Source organism: Serratia inhibens (genome assembly GCF_003591175.1).
Taxonomy (GTDB): Bacteria; Pseudomonadota; Gammaproteobacteria; order Enterobacterales; family Enterobacteriaceae; genus Serratia; species Serratia inhibens.
This window is the reverse complement of record NZ_QYYG01000005.1, coordinates 228,320-245,300: the sequence shown is the minus strand read 5'-3', so window position 1 is coordinate 245,300 and position 16,981 is coordinate 228,320. Positions and strand designations below refer to the sequence as shown.

Annotated in this window: 18 protein-coding genes; all 18 read right to left on the bottom strand. The window is 45.7% G+C overall.

The window, feature by feature from the left end:
- Positions 1–2: 2 nt before the first annotated feature.
- The gene (gspK, locus tag D4100_RS17190; protein ID WP_119804842.1) at positions 3–935 is read right to left on the bottom strand and encodes a type II secretion system minor pseudopilin GspK; all 933 of its coding nucleotides are present in this window, start codon (positions 933–935) and stop codon (positions 3–5) included.
- Complete coding sequence (gene gspJ, locus D4100_RS17185; protein ID WP_119804841.1) at positions 932–1,543, bottom strand: type II secretion system minor pseudopilin GspJ; 612 nt, start codon at positions 1,541–1,543, stop codon at positions 932–934. Before gspJ ends, gspK begins: the two co-directional genes overlap by 4 nt.
- A complete protein-coding gene (gene gspI, locus D4100_RS17180; RefSeq protein ID WP_006322243.1) occupies positions 1,540–1,917 on the bottom strand; it encodes a type II secretion system minor pseudopilin GspI in 378 nt (125 codons plus the stop codon). The genes gspJ and gspI overlap by 4 nt, the downstream gene beginning before the upstream one ends.
- A complete protein-coding gene (gene gspH / locus D4100_RS17175; RefSeq protein ID WP_006322242.1) occupies positions 1,907–2,395 on the bottom strand; it encodes a type II secretion system minor pseudopilin GspH in 489 nt (162 codons plus the stop codon). The genes gspI and gspH overlap by 11 nt, the downstream gene beginning before the upstream one ends.
- Before the next feature lie 2 nt (positions 2,396–2,397).
- Positions 2,398–2,874: a type II secretion system major pseudopilin GspG gene (gene gspG, locus D4100_RS17170; protein ID WP_043913234.1), complete on the bottom strand. Its 477-nt coding sequence runs from the start codon at positions 2,872–2,874 to the stop codon at positions 2,398–2,400.
- Between the two features lie 5 nt (positions 2,875–2,879).
- The gene (gene gspF / locus D4100_RS17165; RefSeq protein WP_119804840.1) at positions 2,880–4,091 is read right to left on the bottom strand and encodes a type II secretion system inner membrane protein GspF; all 1,212 of its coding nucleotides are present in this window, start codon (positions 4,089–4,091) and stop codon (positions 2,880–2,882) included.
- On the bottom strand, positions 4,081–5,577 hold the full coding sequence (gene gspE / locus D4100_RS17160) for a type II secretion system ATPase GspE (RefSeq protein ID WP_119804839.1): 1,497 nt from the start codon (positions 5,575–5,577) through the stop codon (positions 4,081–4,083). Before gspE ends, gspF begins: the two co-directional genes overlap by 11 nt.
- Positions 5,574–7,466 (bottom strand): type II secretion system secretin GspD, encoded by a 1,893-nt coding sequence (gene gspD / locus D4100_RS17155; RefSeq protein ID WP_244941675.1) that lies wholly within the window; start codon positions 7,464–7,466, stop codon positions 5,574–5,576. The genes gspE and gspD overlap by 4 nt, the downstream gene beginning before the upstream one ends.
- A 125-nt stretch (positions 7,467–7,591) precedes the next feature.
- Positions 7,592–8,095 (bottom strand): type II secretion system protein N, encoded by a 504-nt coding sequence (locus D4100_RS17150; RefSeq protein WP_119804838.1) that lies wholly within the window; start codon positions 8,093–8,095, stop codon positions 7,592–7,594.
- A 16-nt stretch (positions 8,096–8,111) separates the two neighbouring features.
- Entirely contained in the window at positions 8,112–8,633 is a 522-nt protein-coding gene (locus tag D4100_RS17145) for a winged helix-turn-helix domain-containing protein (RefSeq protein WP_119804837.1), read from the bottom strand.
- A 403-nt stretch (positions 8,634–9,036) separates the two neighbouring features.
- Positions 9,037–9,531, bottom strand: coding sequence for a FidL-like protein (locus tag D4100_RS17140; protein ID WP_006322235.1), 495 nt, complete (start codon positions 9,529–9,531; stop codon positions 9,037–9,039).
- Entirely contained in the window at positions 9,516–10,313 is a 798-nt protein-coding gene (locus D4100_RS17135; protein WP_119804836.1) for a winged helix-turn-helix domain-containing protein, read from the bottom strand. The genes D4100_RS17140 and D4100_RS17135 overlap by 16 nt, the downstream gene beginning before the upstream one ends.
- Before the next feature lie 1,139 nt (positions 10,314–11,452).
- Positions 11,453–12,205 (bottom strand): SDR family NAD(P)-dependent oxidoreductase, encoded by a 753-nt coding sequence (locus D4100_RS17130; RefSeq protein WP_006322233.1) that lies wholly within the window; start codon positions 12,203–12,205, stop codon positions 11,453–11,455.
- 1 nt (position 12,206) lies between these two features.
- Positions 12,207–12,980, bottom strand: a complete 774-nt coding sequence (locus tag D4100_RS17125) for an SDR family NAD(P)-dependent oxidoreductase (RefSeq protein WP_006322232.1) — start codon at positions 12,978–12,980, stop codon at positions 12,207–12,209.
- Positions 12,981–12,985: 5 nt separating this feature from the next.
- Positions 12,986–14,146, bottom strand: a complete 1,161-nt coding sequence (locus D4100_RS17120) for an oxidoreductase (RefSeq protein WP_119804835.1) — start codon at positions 14,144–14,146, stop codon at positions 12,986–12,988.
- A 13-nt stretch (positions 14,147–14,159) separates the two neighbouring features.
- The gene (locus tag D4100_RS17115) at positions 14,160–15,302 is read right to left on the bottom strand and encodes an AfsA-related hotdog domain-containing protein (RefSeq protein WP_119804834.1); all 1,143 of its coding nucleotides are present in this window, start codon (positions 15,300–15,302) and stop codon (positions 14,160–14,162) included.
- A 13-nt stretch (positions 15,303–15,315) separates the two neighbouring features.
- Entirely contained in the window at positions 15,316–15,834 is a 519-nt protein-coding gene (locus tag D4100_RS17110) for a DUF2867 domain-containing protein (RefSeq protein WP_119804833.1), read from the bottom strand.
- Positions 15,806–16,417 carry an NAD(P)H-dependent oxidoreductase gene (locus tag D4100_RS17105; RefSeq protein WP_006322228.1) on the bottom strand — a complete coding sequence of 204 codons (612 nt, stop codon included), beginning with the start codon at positions 16,415–16,417 and terminating at the stop codon, positions 15,806–15,808. The genes D4100_RS17110 and D4100_RS17105 overlap by 29 nt, the downstream gene beginning before the upstream one ends.
- Positions 16,418–16,981 lie beyond the last annotated feature (564 nt).

Sequence of the window (16,981 nt, the reverse complement as noted above, 5' to 3'; positions counted from 1 at the left end):
CTCTATTCTCCCCACCCAAACTGGCGGCTCATCACCTTCACACCGGCTTTGTTACGTTGCAAAGCACTGACTAGCCGATACTGGCCGTCCTCCAGCTTCAGCCGCAATTCCGCAGTAAATCGGCTGCCGGTAGTGACCAGTCTGTCGGCCAGATCCTCATCTTTCAGCTTGTGCAGTTCGGGGTAGTTTTCCGCAGTTAAAAAGTCCAGTGAACGCCAGCCGTGTTGCGGCCGTGCAGCGATGAGCGCCAGGACTTGATCGCCGCCCAACGCATTCAGCAACATCGCCCTGATCAGCGGCAATTGCTGCGCCGTGGCGGTATTAAGGTTAATGCGCAACCTATTATCCGGTAAGGCGCAGACCAGTGGTGCCATGCGCAGATACAGTTCGCGGCTTATGACACTCAGTTCCCGCAGTTCACTGACATCCTCAATCAGATAACTAGTTTCAGCCTGATCGCGTCGCCGGTTTACTTTCATGATAACGGCATCGGCGATAGCGCCGGCCTGCGGCTCGCCAACACCCAGATTGGTGAGTAACAGCATGAACATCTGCTTCTCTCTCGCTACTTTCGGGTTTTCGGCCCCGGCATCATCCACCGGGGGTGACGTTGCAAGCGCATTCAAATTAAAACAGACATCGGCGCTGACAATACGCACGGAAACCTCCCTCTCTTCCGTGCGCATGACTATATCTTCACGCGCCCATGCCTGCCCCAAGCTCACCGATACCTGCTTATCCAACGCCTGTTGCAACTGCCTTTTGGCATAGATTTCTCCGCCCAACAGCAACCACTTGGCCGTTAATTGATCCTGCTGAGTCTGTGTACGCGTTAACGAGCGTTGCCAGTAGTTATTGATATTCACCGCAATAATCGTCATCACCGACATCATTAACAAAACCATCAACAACGCCATTCCCCGCTGTTTATTCATGATTTTTCCTCGGGCGACAGTTGAACAATGCGTCGTACCACGCCGAAAGAGCGTGTTTCAACGGTGATCTCGATCGTCTGAGGCAGCCAGGTGCTGGCATGCCACGCCGTTAACCATTCACCTTGATAATAAAAACGCAATTGGAACTGCAATACGTCCGACAACAACGTCACACTGCGCACGGCAGACGCCGGGCTGTTCAGGGTGGGGAAACTCAGGCGCTCCAACACCCCCTTCTGAAACCGGTATTCCACCCGCTCCAGCGTCGAACGCGGCAACCTGGCTCCGGGGTTATGCCAGTAATTTCTGATCATCATGACCCGATAGTCGCCAACGCCCTCTGCCGCACCGCGCGCCACAAACTCCGGTATTCCGGGCTGACCGGCCAAGCCGGCCGGCGTGCGGGTGAGTGCATGGGTAAAGTCCCGTTCAATGACGCTCAGCGTCCGCTGCAGTTGAACCATTTGCGTCGATTTTCGTTGGGTGATCTCACTGTTTCTCAAGACGCCTTTGAAAATCATCAGCGCCGAGATCAACAGCAATGAAAAAATAACGATGGCCAGCATCATTTCCACCAGCGTAAAGCCGCGAGCCCACTCCCGTTTCATGGCGATTCTCTATAGGCCAGCAACCTGACCAATGCATTTTGCGCCTGCGGGTTACGCCGCACTTCCATTTCTATCGCCCGCATCCCGACATCCGTGGTGTCTCTGCCGCGGTAACGCCAATACCAGGTTTCATCCGCCATTTCCGTCGTCCCCTGACGCCATGTCTGCGCGAGCGGGGATACATCAAGCTGCAATAAGGTCAATTGGTTATCCGCCACCCACAGCGCGACATTCTTCGCTTCGATCACGCCCAGGCTTTGTACCTGCCGCCCGGTGGTTTTGATTAGCGCCATGCAACCAATGGCGAAAATCATCAGCGCAACCATCACCTCCAGCAGGGTCATCCCGCTCTGCCGTTTATGTTTATCTTTCATCACAGTGGGCTTCTGTCGTCTCAAACCTGAAAAATCCGGTCGCATTAAGCTGCCATCGGCATTTCCCTTGCTGTAATGTGACGGAAAACACGGTGGTTTCACCGCCCGGATACAACCAAACCTGCGGTTCCTCCCCCGGCGGCCATGCATCATCCAACGCGATCGCCTGCCGCTCCAGGGCCAACAGCAGTTCAACCCCGGCCGGCAAAGGCGTGTCTGTCGTCACTGCACCTTTATCCCGATACTGGCCAGCGGCGACAATGCGCCAACCGCTACGGCTGAACGCCACACCATAGGTTGTGCCTTCACGCTCAGCCCGTTCCGCAACCTCATTCAACTGCCAGGCCAGTTGCTCACCCTGTCGCGCCAGTTGGCTTTCAGCGGCGGGAGAACGCAACATCACCAGGCTGCTGGTAATGCCTAACAACAGCAGCACCAGCATGATTTCCAGCAGAGTGAACCCGCATTCGCGGCCCATTGCTACTCCGCTTTATCCGCAGTGCTCGCGACCCAGTTGCCGATGTCGTCATCACTGTCGGCAAGGCCGTCCGGGCCGATTGAAAACACATCCAGCCTGCCGTGCTTGCCGGGGTTGCGAAGTTGATACTCATTGCCCCAGGGATCCTGCGGCAGCCGGCGGATATAACCGTCTTCAGGATAATTGCGCGGAATCGGCGCCACTTCAGGCTTGGCCGACAGCGCCGCCAACCCTTGCTCCGAATTTGGATAACGCCCGTTGTCCAACTTGTACATATCCAGTGCATTCTCCAGGGCGACAATATCGCTGGTCGCCTTTTGCTTATCGGCTTTTTCCTTATTTCCCATCAGGCTGGGAATAGTCAAACTGGCCAATAACCCCAGAATTACAATCACCACCATAATTTCCAAAAGTGTAAAACCTTTTTGTTTAAAACTGCGTACCTCACTAATATTTCTCACTTTACTTTCCGTTAGCATCTTCATCATCCAATCATATTATTGAGCTGCAATATTGGCTGCAGGATAGCCAAAATAATAAACAGCACCGAGCTGGCCATCACTATCACCAATAAAGGTTCAAACAACCCCAGAGCCAAGGTTATTTGCCGATTAAAGGCATCCTGTTGCATATTCGCCGCCCGCTCGAGCATCATTTCCAATTCACCGCTGCGCTCACCGGACATGATCATGTGCCGCATCATCGGCGAAAAAAGCGCAGTCCCCTCCAAAGACGGCGACAACCCTTCGCCTTCACGCACCCGTTCCATCGCCGCCTGCAACCGCTGCCGGGCATGATCATTGCCCAGCACACTGGCGCTGATGCGCATCGCCTCCAGCAACGGCACCGCGCTGGCGTTCAAAATGCTCAACGTTTTGGCGTAGCGCGCCGTATTCACACCCAGGGTCAACTTGCCGATAACCGGCATCCGCAGGATAAAAGCATGCCACCGGGTACGCCTGGCCTGCTCTTTCAGGCGATAGCGAAACCAACCGACGCCCGCCAGCATCAGCATCAGCGCTGCCAACCCCCATTGCCGGATGGCATCACTGGCACCGATCAGCAGCCGGGTAGACAACGGCAAGGCCTGTTTCATATGAATAAATTGCTCTATGACTTTGGGCACCACCGCAGTAAGCAAGATGGCCACTACCCCGATCGCCACCACCGTCAGTACCATCGGGTACACCAATGCCTGAGTGATCTTGTTTTTCATTTGCTGGCGCTGTTCGACATAGTCGGCCAGACGCTCCAGCACCGGTGCCAGATGGCCGGAGATTTCGCCGGCGGTCACCATGGCGCAGTACAGACGATCAAAAACAGGCGGGTATTGCCCCAACGCATGCGCCAGGGAAAAACCTTCCAGGATCCGCAGACGTACCTGCGTCAGCACCGTCTGCAAACCTTTCTTTTCCGTTTGCCGCGCCACCGCCATCAGCGCTTCTTCTAGCGGCAATGCTGCGGACATCAAGGTCGCCAACTGACGGGTCAACAACGCCAGGTCGCTGCTCGTAACGCCGGAGGTAAGCCGCAAGCCAGTCAGACTATTGAAACCCCGCGTTTTTTTGGCCTTAACCGCCAACACCTGCCACCCTTTTTCACGCAACAGATCACGGGCATGCCGCAAGGAATCCGCCTCGAGCCCCCCGCGTCGGGTACGCCCTTGCCTGTCGCAGGCATGATAATCAAATCTCATCGCCATCCCCTTCGCGGGTCACTCTCAGAACCTCTTCCAGGCTGGTCTCGCCGGCGTTCATTTTTGCGATCCCATCCTGGCGTAAAGACTGATAACCTGAGGCAGCCAGACGCATGATGTCGATCTCGCTGTCTCCACGGTGGATAGCCAGGCGCATGGGTTCATCCAGCACCAGCAACTCATGCAAACCGATGCGCCCAAGGTAGCCTTGCCCATTGCAGGCGTTGCAGCCCATCGGTCGCCAGCAAGTGACGCCCCGATCCGCAGGCAGATCAAACACCCGCCGTTGCCTATCAGACAGAGTGTAAGGTTCGCGGCATTGCGGACAGAGCCGCCGCACCAGGCGCTGCGCCAACACGCCGCTGAGCGAGCTGGACAGCAAGAATGGCTCAACGCCCATATCTCGTAACCGGGCAATCGCGCCGATAGCCGTATTGGTATGCAGCGTGGACAGCACCAGATGCCCGGTCAGCGAAGCCTGAACCGCAATCTGCGCCGTTTCGCCGTCGCGGATCTCACCAATCAGCACCACATCGGGATCCTGGCGCAGCAGCGCACGCAGCCCGCGGGCGAAGGTCATGTCCACCTTCGGATTCACCTGAGTCTGCGCAATGCCGCTCAACTCGTATTCGACGGGATCTTCAATGGTCATGATGTTGCGGTTTTCGTCATTAATCTGGTTCAGCAAGGTATAGAGCGTGGTGCTCTTGCCGGAGCCGGTCGGCCCGGTAACCAGGATGATGCCGTGCGGCTGCTTAATCAGACGCAGGAGCGCCTGTTGACGTTCCTGCGTCATACCCAAACTGGGCAGATCCAGCCTGACGCTATTTTTGTCCAACAGACGCATAACCACCCGTTCACCGTGGCTGGCCGGCATCACCGATACGCGCACATCAATCGCCCGTCCACCGACCTTCAACGTCATGCGTCCATCCTGCGGCACCCGTTTTTCAGCGATGTCCAATTTCGACATCACCTTGATGCGCGACACCAACAGCGCGGCCAATTTGCGCTGTGGCGCCAAAATGCGTTGCAGCGCACCGTCAATGCGAAAACGGATCACCAATTCGCTTTCGTAGGTTTCGATATGGATATCGGAAGCACGGGCTTTGATTGCCTCACTCAGCATGGCGTTGATCAGGCGGATGATTGGCGCATCGTTCTGCTCATCCAGCAGGTCCTGTTGCTCCGGCAGCTCTTCCGCCAGCGTATAAAAGTCCAGTTCGCCACCCAGATCGTCGATCATCTTCTGCGCATGACCGGCCTCCTGCTGGTAATACACCACCAGCTTCTGCTCAAAGATTTCAGGTTCCAACCGCACCAACATCGGCTCGCCCGGCAAACAGCGGTATGCTTCTATCAGCGCGGCATAAGTCGTTTGCTGATGGCAATATAACTGTGTGCCGCTCGGCTCAGCGACGGCGAGCACGCCGTGCTGGCGTGCCCAGGCAAAAGGCAACAGATGGCCGGAGGGGCTCAGCGTCATGATTTTCCCTCTTGGTCATAAAACGCATTTACCTGCGAAATGACGCTGAGAAACGCTTGATTGTCACCCGCAGTTGGTCCAGAAGAGATTTCCTCGCGCAACGCCGTTTTCAGCTCGATATCTTCCCGCTGCTCGGCATCGAATTTGCCGACTTTACGTTGGCTTTGCCGAGAGAATCCTTCAGTCGTGCGGATGATGGTCGGGCGGATGAACAGCATTAAATTGCGCTTGCTCTCTTTCACCGACGTAGAACGGAACAGCGCGCCCAACACCGGGATTTTCCCCAACAGCGGAACGCTGCTTTCCACCTCTGAATTGGTTTTATCCAGCAGACCGCCAACCACCACCGTTTCGCCGCTGTCGACCAGCACGGTGTTATTTACCGTACGGATATTAAAAGTGGCGCCGAGGGAATCGGAGGAGACCTGCGTATTGTCGGCCACGCTGGAGACTTCCTGCTCAATCTGCATCAGGACCGATTGCCCTTTGTTAATCTGCGGTTTGACCTTGAGTTTTATTCCCACCGTTTTACGCGAGACGGTATTGAAAACGTTATCGCTGTTGGTGGTTTGCGAGCCGGTCAGAATAGGCACATCCTGACCTACGCTGAATTCCGCTTCGGCGTTATCCAGAGTGACAATACTCGGCGTAGCCAGGATATTATTTTGATTGTTGCTGGCGATAGCGGATAACAATACCCCCCAGTTTCCGCTGTAAAAGCCAGTCATCAAGCCGCTGGCCTTGTTGAAGGCTTCAAGCATTCCGCCGTCAAAACCCGATGAAACACCGGGTACATTGCCGGCAAACTGCGTGCCGCCGCCGTACTTATTGGCCCACTGAACGCCGATATTCAGGCCCTGACCGTCCTGTACCTCGACAATCACCGCCTCAACCAGCACCTGAGCGCGGCGGACATCCAACCTGGTAACCACCTCTTCCAGATCGCGCATCACATCCGGCGCAGCGGTGATGATCAGCGCATTGGTTTGTTCATCGGCTTTGATCACCACATTTTTCAACAGCGCTACATTGGCCGCTGCGCCTTCTTTTTCATTCTGCAAGCCCGAGCTAATCCCGGTCAGTACCTCGACCAGGCTCTGCGCCTTGGCATATTTCAGTTGAATGACTTTGGTATTGCCCTGATTGACGCTCTTGTTATCCAACTGATAAATCATGTCCTTAACAAATTGGCGGATCCGATCGTCGCCGGTCAGCATCACAGTATTGGTTCTGTCATCCGCGACCAGTCGCAGCGTCGCGGCACCCGCCATCCGCTGCTTGCCCTCTTCGCGGAACAGCGCATTGACCATCCGCACAATCTCTGCCGCCGCAGCATGCTTCAGCGCAAGCGTTTCTATCTGATTGCTGTCGTCTTGATCCATCTCCCGAACAATATCGATCAACCCATTCACTACAGCGGCTCTGCCGGTGATCAACAGCGCGTTACCCTGTTCATAATGTGCCACGCTGCCAATGCCCACGCTGTCATTCAACTGACGCAACAATGGGGAGATATCCTTGGCCGCCATATTGCGCAGAGGGACAATGCGCATTACAACCTCATCGCCTTCCGCAATCAGCTCACTGCCGGCCTGCGACAAAGCGGCTCTTTTCCCGTCTTTCGCCACAATGACTTTAAGTACGTTATTTGGCATACCAATGACGGTATATCCGTACACGTCCAGCACATTCAGGAAGAATTGATAATATTGTTTATCGCTAAGCTGCTCATAGCTACGTACGGTGACCTTTCCTTTCACCGCCGGATCAATAATGATCGTTTTGCCCAGATTTTTACTGACCGTGTTGATAAATTCCTGAATATCCGTACCTTTGAAATTGGCAGAGAATGACGTTGCATACGTTATCCCGGGAGTAACAGCCAACATGAATACCACCACCAATTCCCGCCAGGGAAGGCGAATCCGTTGATGGTTAAAAGGGTAAAAAAGATGCGTAATCACGATGTAGCCTTATGACCTTAATAATTTTTCATCCTAAAAATAAAATATACCTAGTCTTTTAAAATCATCGAGACGTAGTAACCATTCTCATCAAGCAATATTTTATCTTGCAGTATTCTTAATATAACAACGTTGCTGTCAGCGATGCGATCGCCCATACCATAGCTGGCCTGCTTACCGGCGCGCTCTATTACTACCAGGCTGTATTTATGGTTATCGCTCAATAGCAAGCCGGTAATTTTTCCTGCCAGACGCGTTTCAGGGGCATTATTGATAACATCGTCATTTACCCCCTGTGAGTTAACTTTATAGCTCATGCCGTTATTTCCACCTCCTCGTATTTCCTCATGGTGGCCAAAAAAACCAACAGCATTGATTTTTTCTATATCATCTTTCGCAGGAAAACCGACATAACGCCCATTTTCAGGCACAATATTATGCCGCAACGAAGCATCGACCTGAACGACACGGTAAATATTAAAAAGTTGAGATATAATAAAAACCACATTCACCAGAAAGAAAAATGAAATAAAAAAAACAAACTGCTTACTCATTTAAGCCTCCAGGTAATCATATAAATTGGTGGTATTCCCCAATGAAATGCCAGACCGATGCCCCCATAAGCACAACCGCCGAAAAAAGCAGAGTGATTGTCAGTACAACTCTATAATTAACGTTCTCTGAAAACTTATTTCCCTGACCAGTTCTCGATGAAGTATCATTTTCAGGCTCTATACTGGCGGTAGTTTTCTGCGTACGGGTCTGAAAACTCAACATAACGCCAAATCGAGGGATGGTCTTAATCACCTGAGCAGGGATGCCATGTCGTGACAACAGTGAACGGCATTGAAATATCATTTGGTGATAGTTGTTATCGCTGATAGTTTCATGATTGTAAAACCACACCACTCGAATGATATCATTTTTTTTATTTATACCGCTAAGCAGACAAAGCATAAACCGGCGTTGCAACTCGGTCATTTCAATGATGACATTCTCTTTTTTAAACAACAATGTTTTATCGTTGTTATTTAAAACAACCTCTTCATTTTCCATTTGAGTGTTGTTCAGAGCAATGCTATGTGCGTCCATCTATCACCTATTGATAAAAATAAACCAAAAGCTTGGTGTCACTTCTATTCCAACACCACAAAACCTGCCATAACTGAAACTGGGACAGAGTAAAACCGGATGAGCCATCTAATAAAACATGACAAAAACCCAATGGCAACAGATTAAAAACCAAACATAAAACATAAAATTTATAACATTTTAAAATCAAAATTAATTAAATATAATACATAAAAAACAATGAGTTACGTTAAAATATAAAATAACAAAAATACGAAACAATAAGGGTAACTTACCTTATATATTAATTATAAGAGTATAACGTAGATGGTAAGGCAAACCACAGCCCCAGAATAAAGAAGGTTATTGATGAGAAAAAAACAACCTATGGACAATACTTCTGGCTACTTTTTATTAGGTGGCGTTATATGTTGATATTACAAAGGAACATCGGAGAGTAAACATTACTAAACATCAGGGTGACTTTATCAAGATAATCAATGTGATAAAAACTAGTTTCACTATTGAAAAAATAAGAGTAAACATCGGCAGGTAAAGTATCTCTGGCAGATCGCCGCTCACCGGCATACTGGAACCGATAAAAATTATCCTGAGCTACATAGGAGAAACTCATATCACGGTTAACAAAGTATCGCTTATCACCATTGCTTGCTACTCCGGTAAGAGTCAGAACACCTTTACTTTTTGGAAGAAAAACATAGTTCATTTTTAGAACAAGCCGAATATCCTTCGGTGTACTGCTATTTTCCAGATTATTGATATAAGTAAATTTAGCATTTGCCTCACAGTTGATGCCTTTCAGGTCATTGCGAGAATGGGTAAAGTAATACACACTCCCTCCCATAATGATACAAAGGGAAATCAATACTGCCGACAATAAAGTTAATTTTTTTTCCATGCGCGGATATACTCACTCTCACAAATGTGATACAAGGAATTGCTGTCCATTACACACTTTGCGATGAACTGCCTGCCACTATCTTCCGTGGCATTAATAGAATGATTAACTCGTGAAATAATGAATTCATCCTTGCCACACCGATTTCCATAAAGATTATTTTTAGTCAAAAACTGCAAATAACTGCCAACTTTTTTATCGAGGTATTTCCCAGAGTAATAAACCGGGCAACCATTTACCATACCAAGATAAGAAAGGAAATTCCGTTTTTCATTCTCGCGGTGATGCTGATAGTAAAAAAACAAAAAAAACAGGAGGGCAAGAGGCAAGACAATAGATAAAGTGCGAAGAAAAATCGCCAGATGATAACGGGTTTGTCCCGTTTTGACTCTGCTGTCAGAAAGCATCACTGCGGTCGCTTCGCCAACTGGCGATTTGGGATTTTCAGCGTCCAACTCGCTTATTGATATTGCTTTGTTAATTTTATAACCGGTTTTCGCCACCGTGATTATCAGGCGATCGTTAAATCCTACAGAAAGCAATGCCCGGCGTGTCAGGCTAATATATTGGTTTAGCGTCGCGGAGGATACGTTCAGACTTTGTTCACCCCAAACCTGCTTAAAAATATCTTCTCGGCTGACAGGCTTCACGCCATACTCAAGCAAGCATTTGAACACTCTGATATTCAGGCTTGATAAAAATACTTCCTTACCATTTTTCATGCTCTTTAACGAGCCATTTCCGGTATTAAAGGTAACGTTATTATTAATGATATAAATCATGTTACAGCCTAATTTGATGCCTGATTATTGTCCAAAAGCCCGTACCAACCTATATATAGTCAATATCAAAGTTATCGTCAGACAACTTCAGGCATCAATGACATTATTGAAACAATACCTTAACTATTGCACCAACACTCCGTAACATTAAGATGGTTATTATACTATTCCGGTGTCTCGCAATAAGAAAAAACATTGATACCAACATTACTGATACATCATATTATTATTTCGGTAAAAATCTGCTCGGATGACTTATTAAAACATACAGTTATCGAATGAACAGACTGAGTTACAGGCTGAAAAAGTGCATAAGAGCGGCGACGAGAAAACGGCCAAGGCAGAAATTGGTGGCGGCCCTGCCAGCTCACGCTGAAAGATAAAAAACCTTTTTATTCAATGCACTACAAGTAGATGATGCACCATTATTGTGACACCTGCGGGGAGGGAAATCAACGTTGGCAACACTGCGACAAATCTGTGAAATCACGTGGCCAACGGAGAAGGGGAAAAATTTCACAGCGCTTTACCCATAAAAATCTGGCAGATACCAATACACCCGATATCCAAAAAAGATTAGTAGGCCCTGCGCTATCTCAAAGAAGTATGACTCATCATAACAGGAGGTGAGATGGAAGATACTGCTTCTGGGGTTCTCAGAAGTTCTAAATACAGTGAAGAAACTAAGGAGCTCGCGGCCTTCTGTTTTCACTCAATCAGTCAAAGAACACTAAGACGATCCAGGAAAGGGAGCTTAACCCCATTTACACATGCTTTATCATCCCCTAAGCATTCCCGGGGCGTGGCGTTTTTATCCTCTTGATGAGGCGTCCCGGAATGCTCTTTCCTAATACTCAATAAAAATGACACTATTAACCTGAGAGTGATTGTTCTTACAGTTATGCGATAATTACAAAGACAGCCCCCATCACCCACGGCAGGTAAAAATTGCAGCTGCGCGATGCTATGCCACAACAATCTGCTCTACAGCAATGACGGCGTCGAACAATAAGGCAACGGTTACCGTTCCGTATCGATAACCGACATTGCTGACAATGGCGAAAATAACGCCAACATAAAAACCCGTCGATACCGGCATCGATAAAACAGGCCATCTATATTACGGCCAGCATGATAACTTATATTTTCAAAATTTCACGGATCTCAAAAAAATCCCCGGAGGACACACCCAACTCAACGAGATGATCCAAAACAAAAATCAAATCCATAGAACGTTCCTTTGCACTTACCATGTACTTCGGGGTATTCAATCGATTTGCCAGATTTTGTAGTTCCTTAAAACGTTTTAAGTTAGTATTTCCCGGCGTGACAACTTGCGATACCGCCGAATCAAAAATACATAACCCTGCCACAACGATAAAAATCGAAGGGTTTTCTAATGCATATATTTTCATTAACATATTTAATGCAGCTTTGGAAACTGCATAAGCTGACATGCCAGCCCGTGCCCTCACCCCAGCAATCGAACTGGACACGACAACTTCGCTGATATCAATCACTTTATGATTAATGAAAAAATCCAAAACCTGTTTATAGGCTGCTAGATTCACAGACAGTATATAGTTAAACTTCTCGATATTTAATTCATTTAAAAAATAGATATCATCTATAAGGCCCGCATTCAAATATACACGAGAGAATTCAGTGCATGGGTTGCTCTCGAAGAAATTATTTAAATATTTTGGTATTAAATCAGTTTCAGAGAGATCTAATCCAAGATGATGGAAATTGGTATAGGTGGAGAAGTCATCACCTAAAAAGCGTGACACACCATAAACGTGGTCGCCGTTCTCGAGGTGGTAAAGAGCGAGTTCTTTACCAATCCCTCGACTGACACCCGTTATAAAAATTCGTCTTCCAGTCGCAGTCATCTCAGTTAAATTTCCCAGAACTAAACCCGCCGTCTACCGGTAATACTATGCCCGTAATATAAGATGATTGATGACCTAGCAACCAGAGGATACTATTGACAACTTCTGTCGCAGTTCCAAACCTTTTCATGGCCGTCACAGAGACTTTTCTTTTAGTTCGCTCTGGATTTTGTAACAGATTTTCTTCGGTATTCATCCCTCCTAGTATTGGGCCCGGTGCAACAGCATTAATACGCACGGCATAAGAATCCACGCCATCTTCAGCGCATTCGATGGATGCAACCTGAGTCAGCATGTTGACCGCGGCCTTGCTCACGGAATAAGCAGCTTGTAATTTTAAGGCTTGCAGTCCAGCACACGAAGATACGTTAACAATAGCACCATTTTTATTTTTTGAAATAAGCTTGATTTGTCTTTGCAAACAATGAGCTGTCCCAGTCAAATTAGTATCAATGATGGATTTCCATTTTCCCATATCCAGATTCGCGACTTCTGTGTAAGGAGCAGTGACACCCGCATTATTTACGGCATAATGGATAACGTCGTAATTACTGGCAATGGAATCAAAGGCTTTTTCGACATCATCCTGATTTGAGATATCACACTTGATAAATTCACATCTTGGCTTGAATTCTTCCAACTCTGGCTTGTCAATATTCCTGCCAAGGACAATTACGTTCGCATTGAGCGAAATCAATCTGGATACCAAATCCAGGCCCATTCCATTAGTACCGCCGACGACAACCACATTCTTATTAGAAAATTCAGTGTACATAATGTTTACTCGTATTTAATAAGTGGATTTCTCAAATAATCAGGGTTTACACAGCAATAGACTCTGTCTAACTCTGGATTGCTTTTATCACGAAAACAATAACCATCAAAGCGGCATACATTACCCGGTACGTTAGCATTGTATTTAAGGAACAGTTTAGGGTCCGCCAGTAACCCTCTTGCCATACCAATGTAATCTAATTTATATTGCTGTAATAATGACTCCGCATCATCAATTGATCTTACTAATCCGGTACAACCTACAGGTATTGTAGACGTAAAAGATTTTATTAACATAGCCCCTTCAAAGAGCCTGTTCTTTATGGATTGATCGTAGCCGTTCAGGAAGCGACCAAATGTTTCACCTATACAGATTGAACATTCAATACCCGCAACGCCCAATTTTTCCATCTCTTCGACAATACACCTCATAAACTCAGGTTTTTGTCCGATATCTTCATCAAAACAATCATCGATGCCTAGCCTGACAAAAATAGCTAATTCGTTATTTGTGCGTAATTGAATCTCTTGAATTATCTCTATTAATATTCTCCCCCTATTTCTATCGTTACCTCCATAATCGTCGCACCTGTGGTTGGTATAAGGGGACAAGAAACTGCTAATTAAATAACCATTGCCAGCCTGAATTTGAATCGCCTTGCCACCTGCCTGTTTGACTAACGAGGCCGCAATGGCGAATTCATTTATTACTTGTCTTACACTTTCCAGTGACATCGCCATAATTGTGTCATCAGGAAATTTACGGGTCATTTTTTTACAATACTGACCACTAGGCGATAAAAGTGGTACACCAGTATGTTTGGTCGAACCTTGGGAACCATAATGTTGTAACTGAATGACCAGTAGAACATCTTTTTCCGCTGCATAGTTAATAATGGGTTCAAGTGCTTTAGCATGCTTGCTGTTGTATAGCGCAAGGCCTGTAGCATGAAGTCTGGAGGTCGGTGAGACAGTCGAATTTCCTATTTTCACCATCCCCATTTCCCCATCAATCATATCCTTGTAAAAAGAATAAAGGGCATCAGAGAAGAGTCCGTCTTCGGTTGCCAGATCAAGCCCTACAGAAGAAAAAAAAAGCCTGTTTTTCAATGTGATGTTTTTATTAATATGCAACCCATCAAATAACTTCATGTCATTATGCTTCATTCCTCTCCCTCTTTTAGTTAGGTAAAGGTAAACCCACTAGTTCGAAGGTGTCTTTGTGGTAATAATGGGTATTGATGATATTATTTAAAAGTAGCTTTTGCGATTTTGAGAGCCCCCCAAGTGCAATGTTAAGTTCATTTCTATTGTTAGGGTTTAACGAATAACCCTCCATTGGAAATGTAACGCCACCAATCCTTAAATCGGTAATGTTCATAGTCTGACTGTTATAGTCATTCTCTACCGTAATACTGCATAGTGATAATGAAATCACTTTCATTGTCAGTGCATCAAGATTGCTGTCAAGGATCTCTACATACCTATTGTCTTTGAAAGGAAAAAACAAATGCTCTTTAGGGTATTTTTCATTTCTCATTTGAGGAAAAATAGTCATTGGAATAATGCCACCCTCTAAATAAAACGTCCCTGTAAGTCTACCCCTTTGATAAAACCAAGCTTGTTTTTCGATCTTTTTGGGTTTGTGACGACGTACCTTATCCCTGTGAGAGAATAAGATCTCGACAGGATAGGAAGATATTGAATAATCAAAAAAATCAACGTCTATTTTTGACATTGAAATTGACACGCTTTTGAATGCATAACCGGTGTATTTATAAACATAATCGTAAGCCGCCTGCCTTGCAGCCTCAATTAACATCATGCCAGGAATATGCTCATGATTTTTTTTATAAAAATATAAATCTCTGGTATTATTCAAAAGCATATAGGAATTAACAACAGCATCATTACTTAGAGATGCGATGATTTCCTTCTCGGCCTGTTGAATTGGAAGCGTATGGGGGGACAGCTTACGTCTTATTGCTTCCTCTACATGAAGCGGGACATACTGTGGAACTATTTTCAGCATTCCATTTCCGTCACTAACGTAAAATCCTTCTAAATTAATTTCTGAAAGCATACTCGCACCAACCGACTGGGGGATGCAGTGAGGCAATGTCCTTAATATATAGATATCTTCGCTTGCATAGTACACTGAATCGATTTTTTGTTGCTCACCCGGTAAAAGGTGAACTAAATCTTTATATTCAGATTGAGTTATTACGCTCTTTAAAACTATTTCAGGCTTGTAAACCAAAACATCGTTAGCATCTGTTTTATGCACCAAACTGCATTCAACAAGATCTTTATTGGAATTCATAATTCATCTCTCACTATGCATTGATATTAAAAATAAGTTTTTTTGCAATAAACGGGTGCATAAAAGAAACCGGCACCATATAAAGCTTGCCAAAGAAGTTTTTGTTTTTTACAGATGTCGCCAAATATAATTCGTTTGTATGCGAGTTTAACTTGCTGTTGACTATAACCAAGCAAAGGCACACATCAAGATGAGAGTCTCTTAGCATCAAGGTTAATTTATCATCAGATTTTTCAACAATATTAAAAAAATGAATTTTATCGTATATTTCAAAATCTTTTTTTTCTAACTTATTGAAACCTTTTACCGCCTTAACACCACCAACCTTGCCAAGAATATCTCTTATTGAGAATAACATGCTTAACCATTTTGGCTGAGAGGACGTCATGGTTATGTAGGCTTCTTGAGCCGTAATACCTTTCGGTATTTCGTGACATTGGCAGCTTAGATAGTCAACGTGCTTGTCTACTAGCGTAATATTATCTGGTAACTCGACAACCTTATCAGTAATAACCTTTCGCTTGATATTCATAGGCTAGCTTGGCCAATTTTTCATACTGTTTATCTTTCGGGTAATATTCACTTGAAATATACTCAAGATATGACTCGACGCCCTGATTTAAATGCTCTTCATTTTTTACAAAAGCCGATCCATATACAAAATGAGGATAAGTATAAACACCCCCAACATACTCTATTGTGGCCTGTAAGTGCCTGAGCAACTCGTTGACTGACGATCCAACAATGCCTCCAGGCGTATACATTTGTTCGACGCCGCCGATGGTAGAGACGATGCTGAATTGTTTACCTACCAAATGGGTTCCCAATAATTCTCCTTTTCTTCCGTATGCGAATCCTGGAGTAAAAACATCGTCCATCCATTTTTTTAAGATGGCAGGATATGAATACCAATAGAGTGGGAATTGAAAAATAATGCGCTCATGCTGGATCAATAACCTCTGCTCATCTTCGATATCGAATTTTTCGTCTTTATATCTCTCGGATAGATTATTGATATAAACATCATTATTTGACATTACTTTTTCGATAAGAATCTTATTGACCACTGACTCATCAAATTTTGGATGTGCCAGTATTAACATCGTTTTTTTCATAACCACTACCCTGTGTAAATCAAGTGTTAAAAAGCATAGGGTAAATCTGACACCATTACAACAATAAATAAGCAGTGCTAATATTTAAGAAACATATTCTGCTAAAAAGCCATAATTTACGCATTAATCGAAAAACAATGCATTAAAATGGTTAAACAATCTATTGAAATGTTAAATATCAGAGGAATATAACGCTTGATTAATTTATACCATTTGGTATATATTTTTTTAACTTTAAATATGTCAACAAATAAAGCTTTTCATAATGTAACTTTATATCTGCATAAATAATGACTTTATCCAGAAATAGCAAACTCGCAGCTAAATGAGTAAACACTCAACCGGAGATGATTCAGATGATAAAACCAACATCAAACAGTAAGAAAACGCGGAAATAATATACGCAGGAATTTCGTCTCCGAGCATATCAGTGTTGCGGCAGCCGCACGCCAACTCAACCTGCATGTATAAATCGCAACGCTATACCCGGCACAGCAAACAACAGCAGCAACTGACATCATCAGAGCGTGAAAGCGAACTTGCCGTAAAAATGCCCGACCCAAA

What these genes read in the sequence shown, in the direction of transcription:
- gspK (WP_119804842.1), bottom strand. Translation starts at nt 935, where the DNA reads ATGAATAAACAGCGGGGAATGGCGTTGTTGATGGTTTTGTTAATGATG.
- gspJ (WP_119804841.1), bottom strand. Translation starts at nt 1,543, where the DNA reads ATGAAACGGGAGTGGGCTCGCGGCTTTACGCTGGTGGAAATGATGCTG.
- gspI (WP_006322243.1), bottom strand. Translation starts at nt 1,917, where the DNA reads ATGAAAGATAAACATAAACGGCAGAGCGGGATGACCCTGCTGGAGGTG.
- gspH (WP_006322242.1), bottom strand. Translation starts at nt 2,395, where the DNA reads ATGGGCCGCGAATGCGGGTTCACTCTGCTGGAAATCATGCTGGTGCTG.
- gspG (WP_043913234.1), bottom strand. Translation starts at nt 2,874, where the DNA reads ATGCTAACGGAAAGTAAAGTGAGAAATATTAGTGAGGTACGCAGTTTT.
- gspF (WP_119804840.1), bottom strand. Translation starts at nt 4,091, where the DNA reads ATGAGATTTGATTATCATGCCTGCGACAGGCAAGGGCGTACCCGACGC.
- gspE (WP_119804839.1), bottom strand. Translation starts at nt 5,577, where the DNA reads ATGACGCTGAGCCCCTCCGGCCATCTGTTGCCTTTTGCCTGGGCACGC.
- gspD (WP_244941675.1), bottom strand. Translation starts at nt 7,466, where the DNA reads ATGTTGGCTGTTACTCCCGGGATAACGTATGCAACGTCATTCTCTGCC.
- D4100_RS17150 (WP_119804838.1), bottom strand. Translation starts at nt 8,095, where the DNA reads ATGAGTAAGCAGTTTGTTTTTTTTATTTCATTTTTCTTTCTGGTGAAT.
- D4100_RS17145 (WP_119804837.1), bottom strand. Translation starts at nt 8,633, where the DNA reads ATGGACGCACATAGCATTGCTCTGAACAACACTCAAATGGAAAATGAA.
- D4100_RS17140 (WP_006322235.1), bottom strand. Translation starts at nt 9,531, where the DNA reads ATGGAAAAAAAATTAACTTTATTGTCGGCAGTATTGATTTCCCTTTGT.
- D4100_RS17135 (WP_119804836.1), bottom strand. Translation starts at nt 10,313, where the DNA reads ATGATTTATATCATTAATAATAACGTTACCTTTAATACCGGAAATGGC.
- D4100_RS17130 (WP_006322233.1), bottom strand. Translation starts at nt 12,205, where the DNA reads ATGACTGCGACTGGAAGACGAATTTTTATAACGGGTGTCAGTCGAGGG.
- D4100_RS17125 (WP_006322232.1), bottom strand. Translation starts at nt 12,980, where the DNA reads ATGTACACTGAATTTTCTAATAAGAATGTGGTTGTCGTCGGCGGTACT.
- D4100_RS17120 (WP_119804835.1), bottom strand. Translation starts at nt 14,146, where the DNA reads ATGAAGCATAATGACATGAAGTTATTTGATGGGTTGCATATTAATAAA.
- D4100_RS17115 (WP_119804834.1), bottom strand. Translation starts at nt 15,302, where the DNA reads ATGAATTCCAATAAAGATCTTGTTGAATGCAGTTTGGTGCATAAAACA.
- D4100_RS17110 (WP_119804833.1), bottom strand. Translation starts at nt 15,834, where the DNA reads ATGAATATCAAGCGAAAGGTTATTACTGATAAGGTTGTCGAGTTACCA.
- D4100_RS17105 (WP_006322228.1), bottom strand. Translation starts at nt 16,417, where the DNA reads ATGAAAAAAACGATGTTAATACTGGCACATCCAAAATTTGATGAGTCA.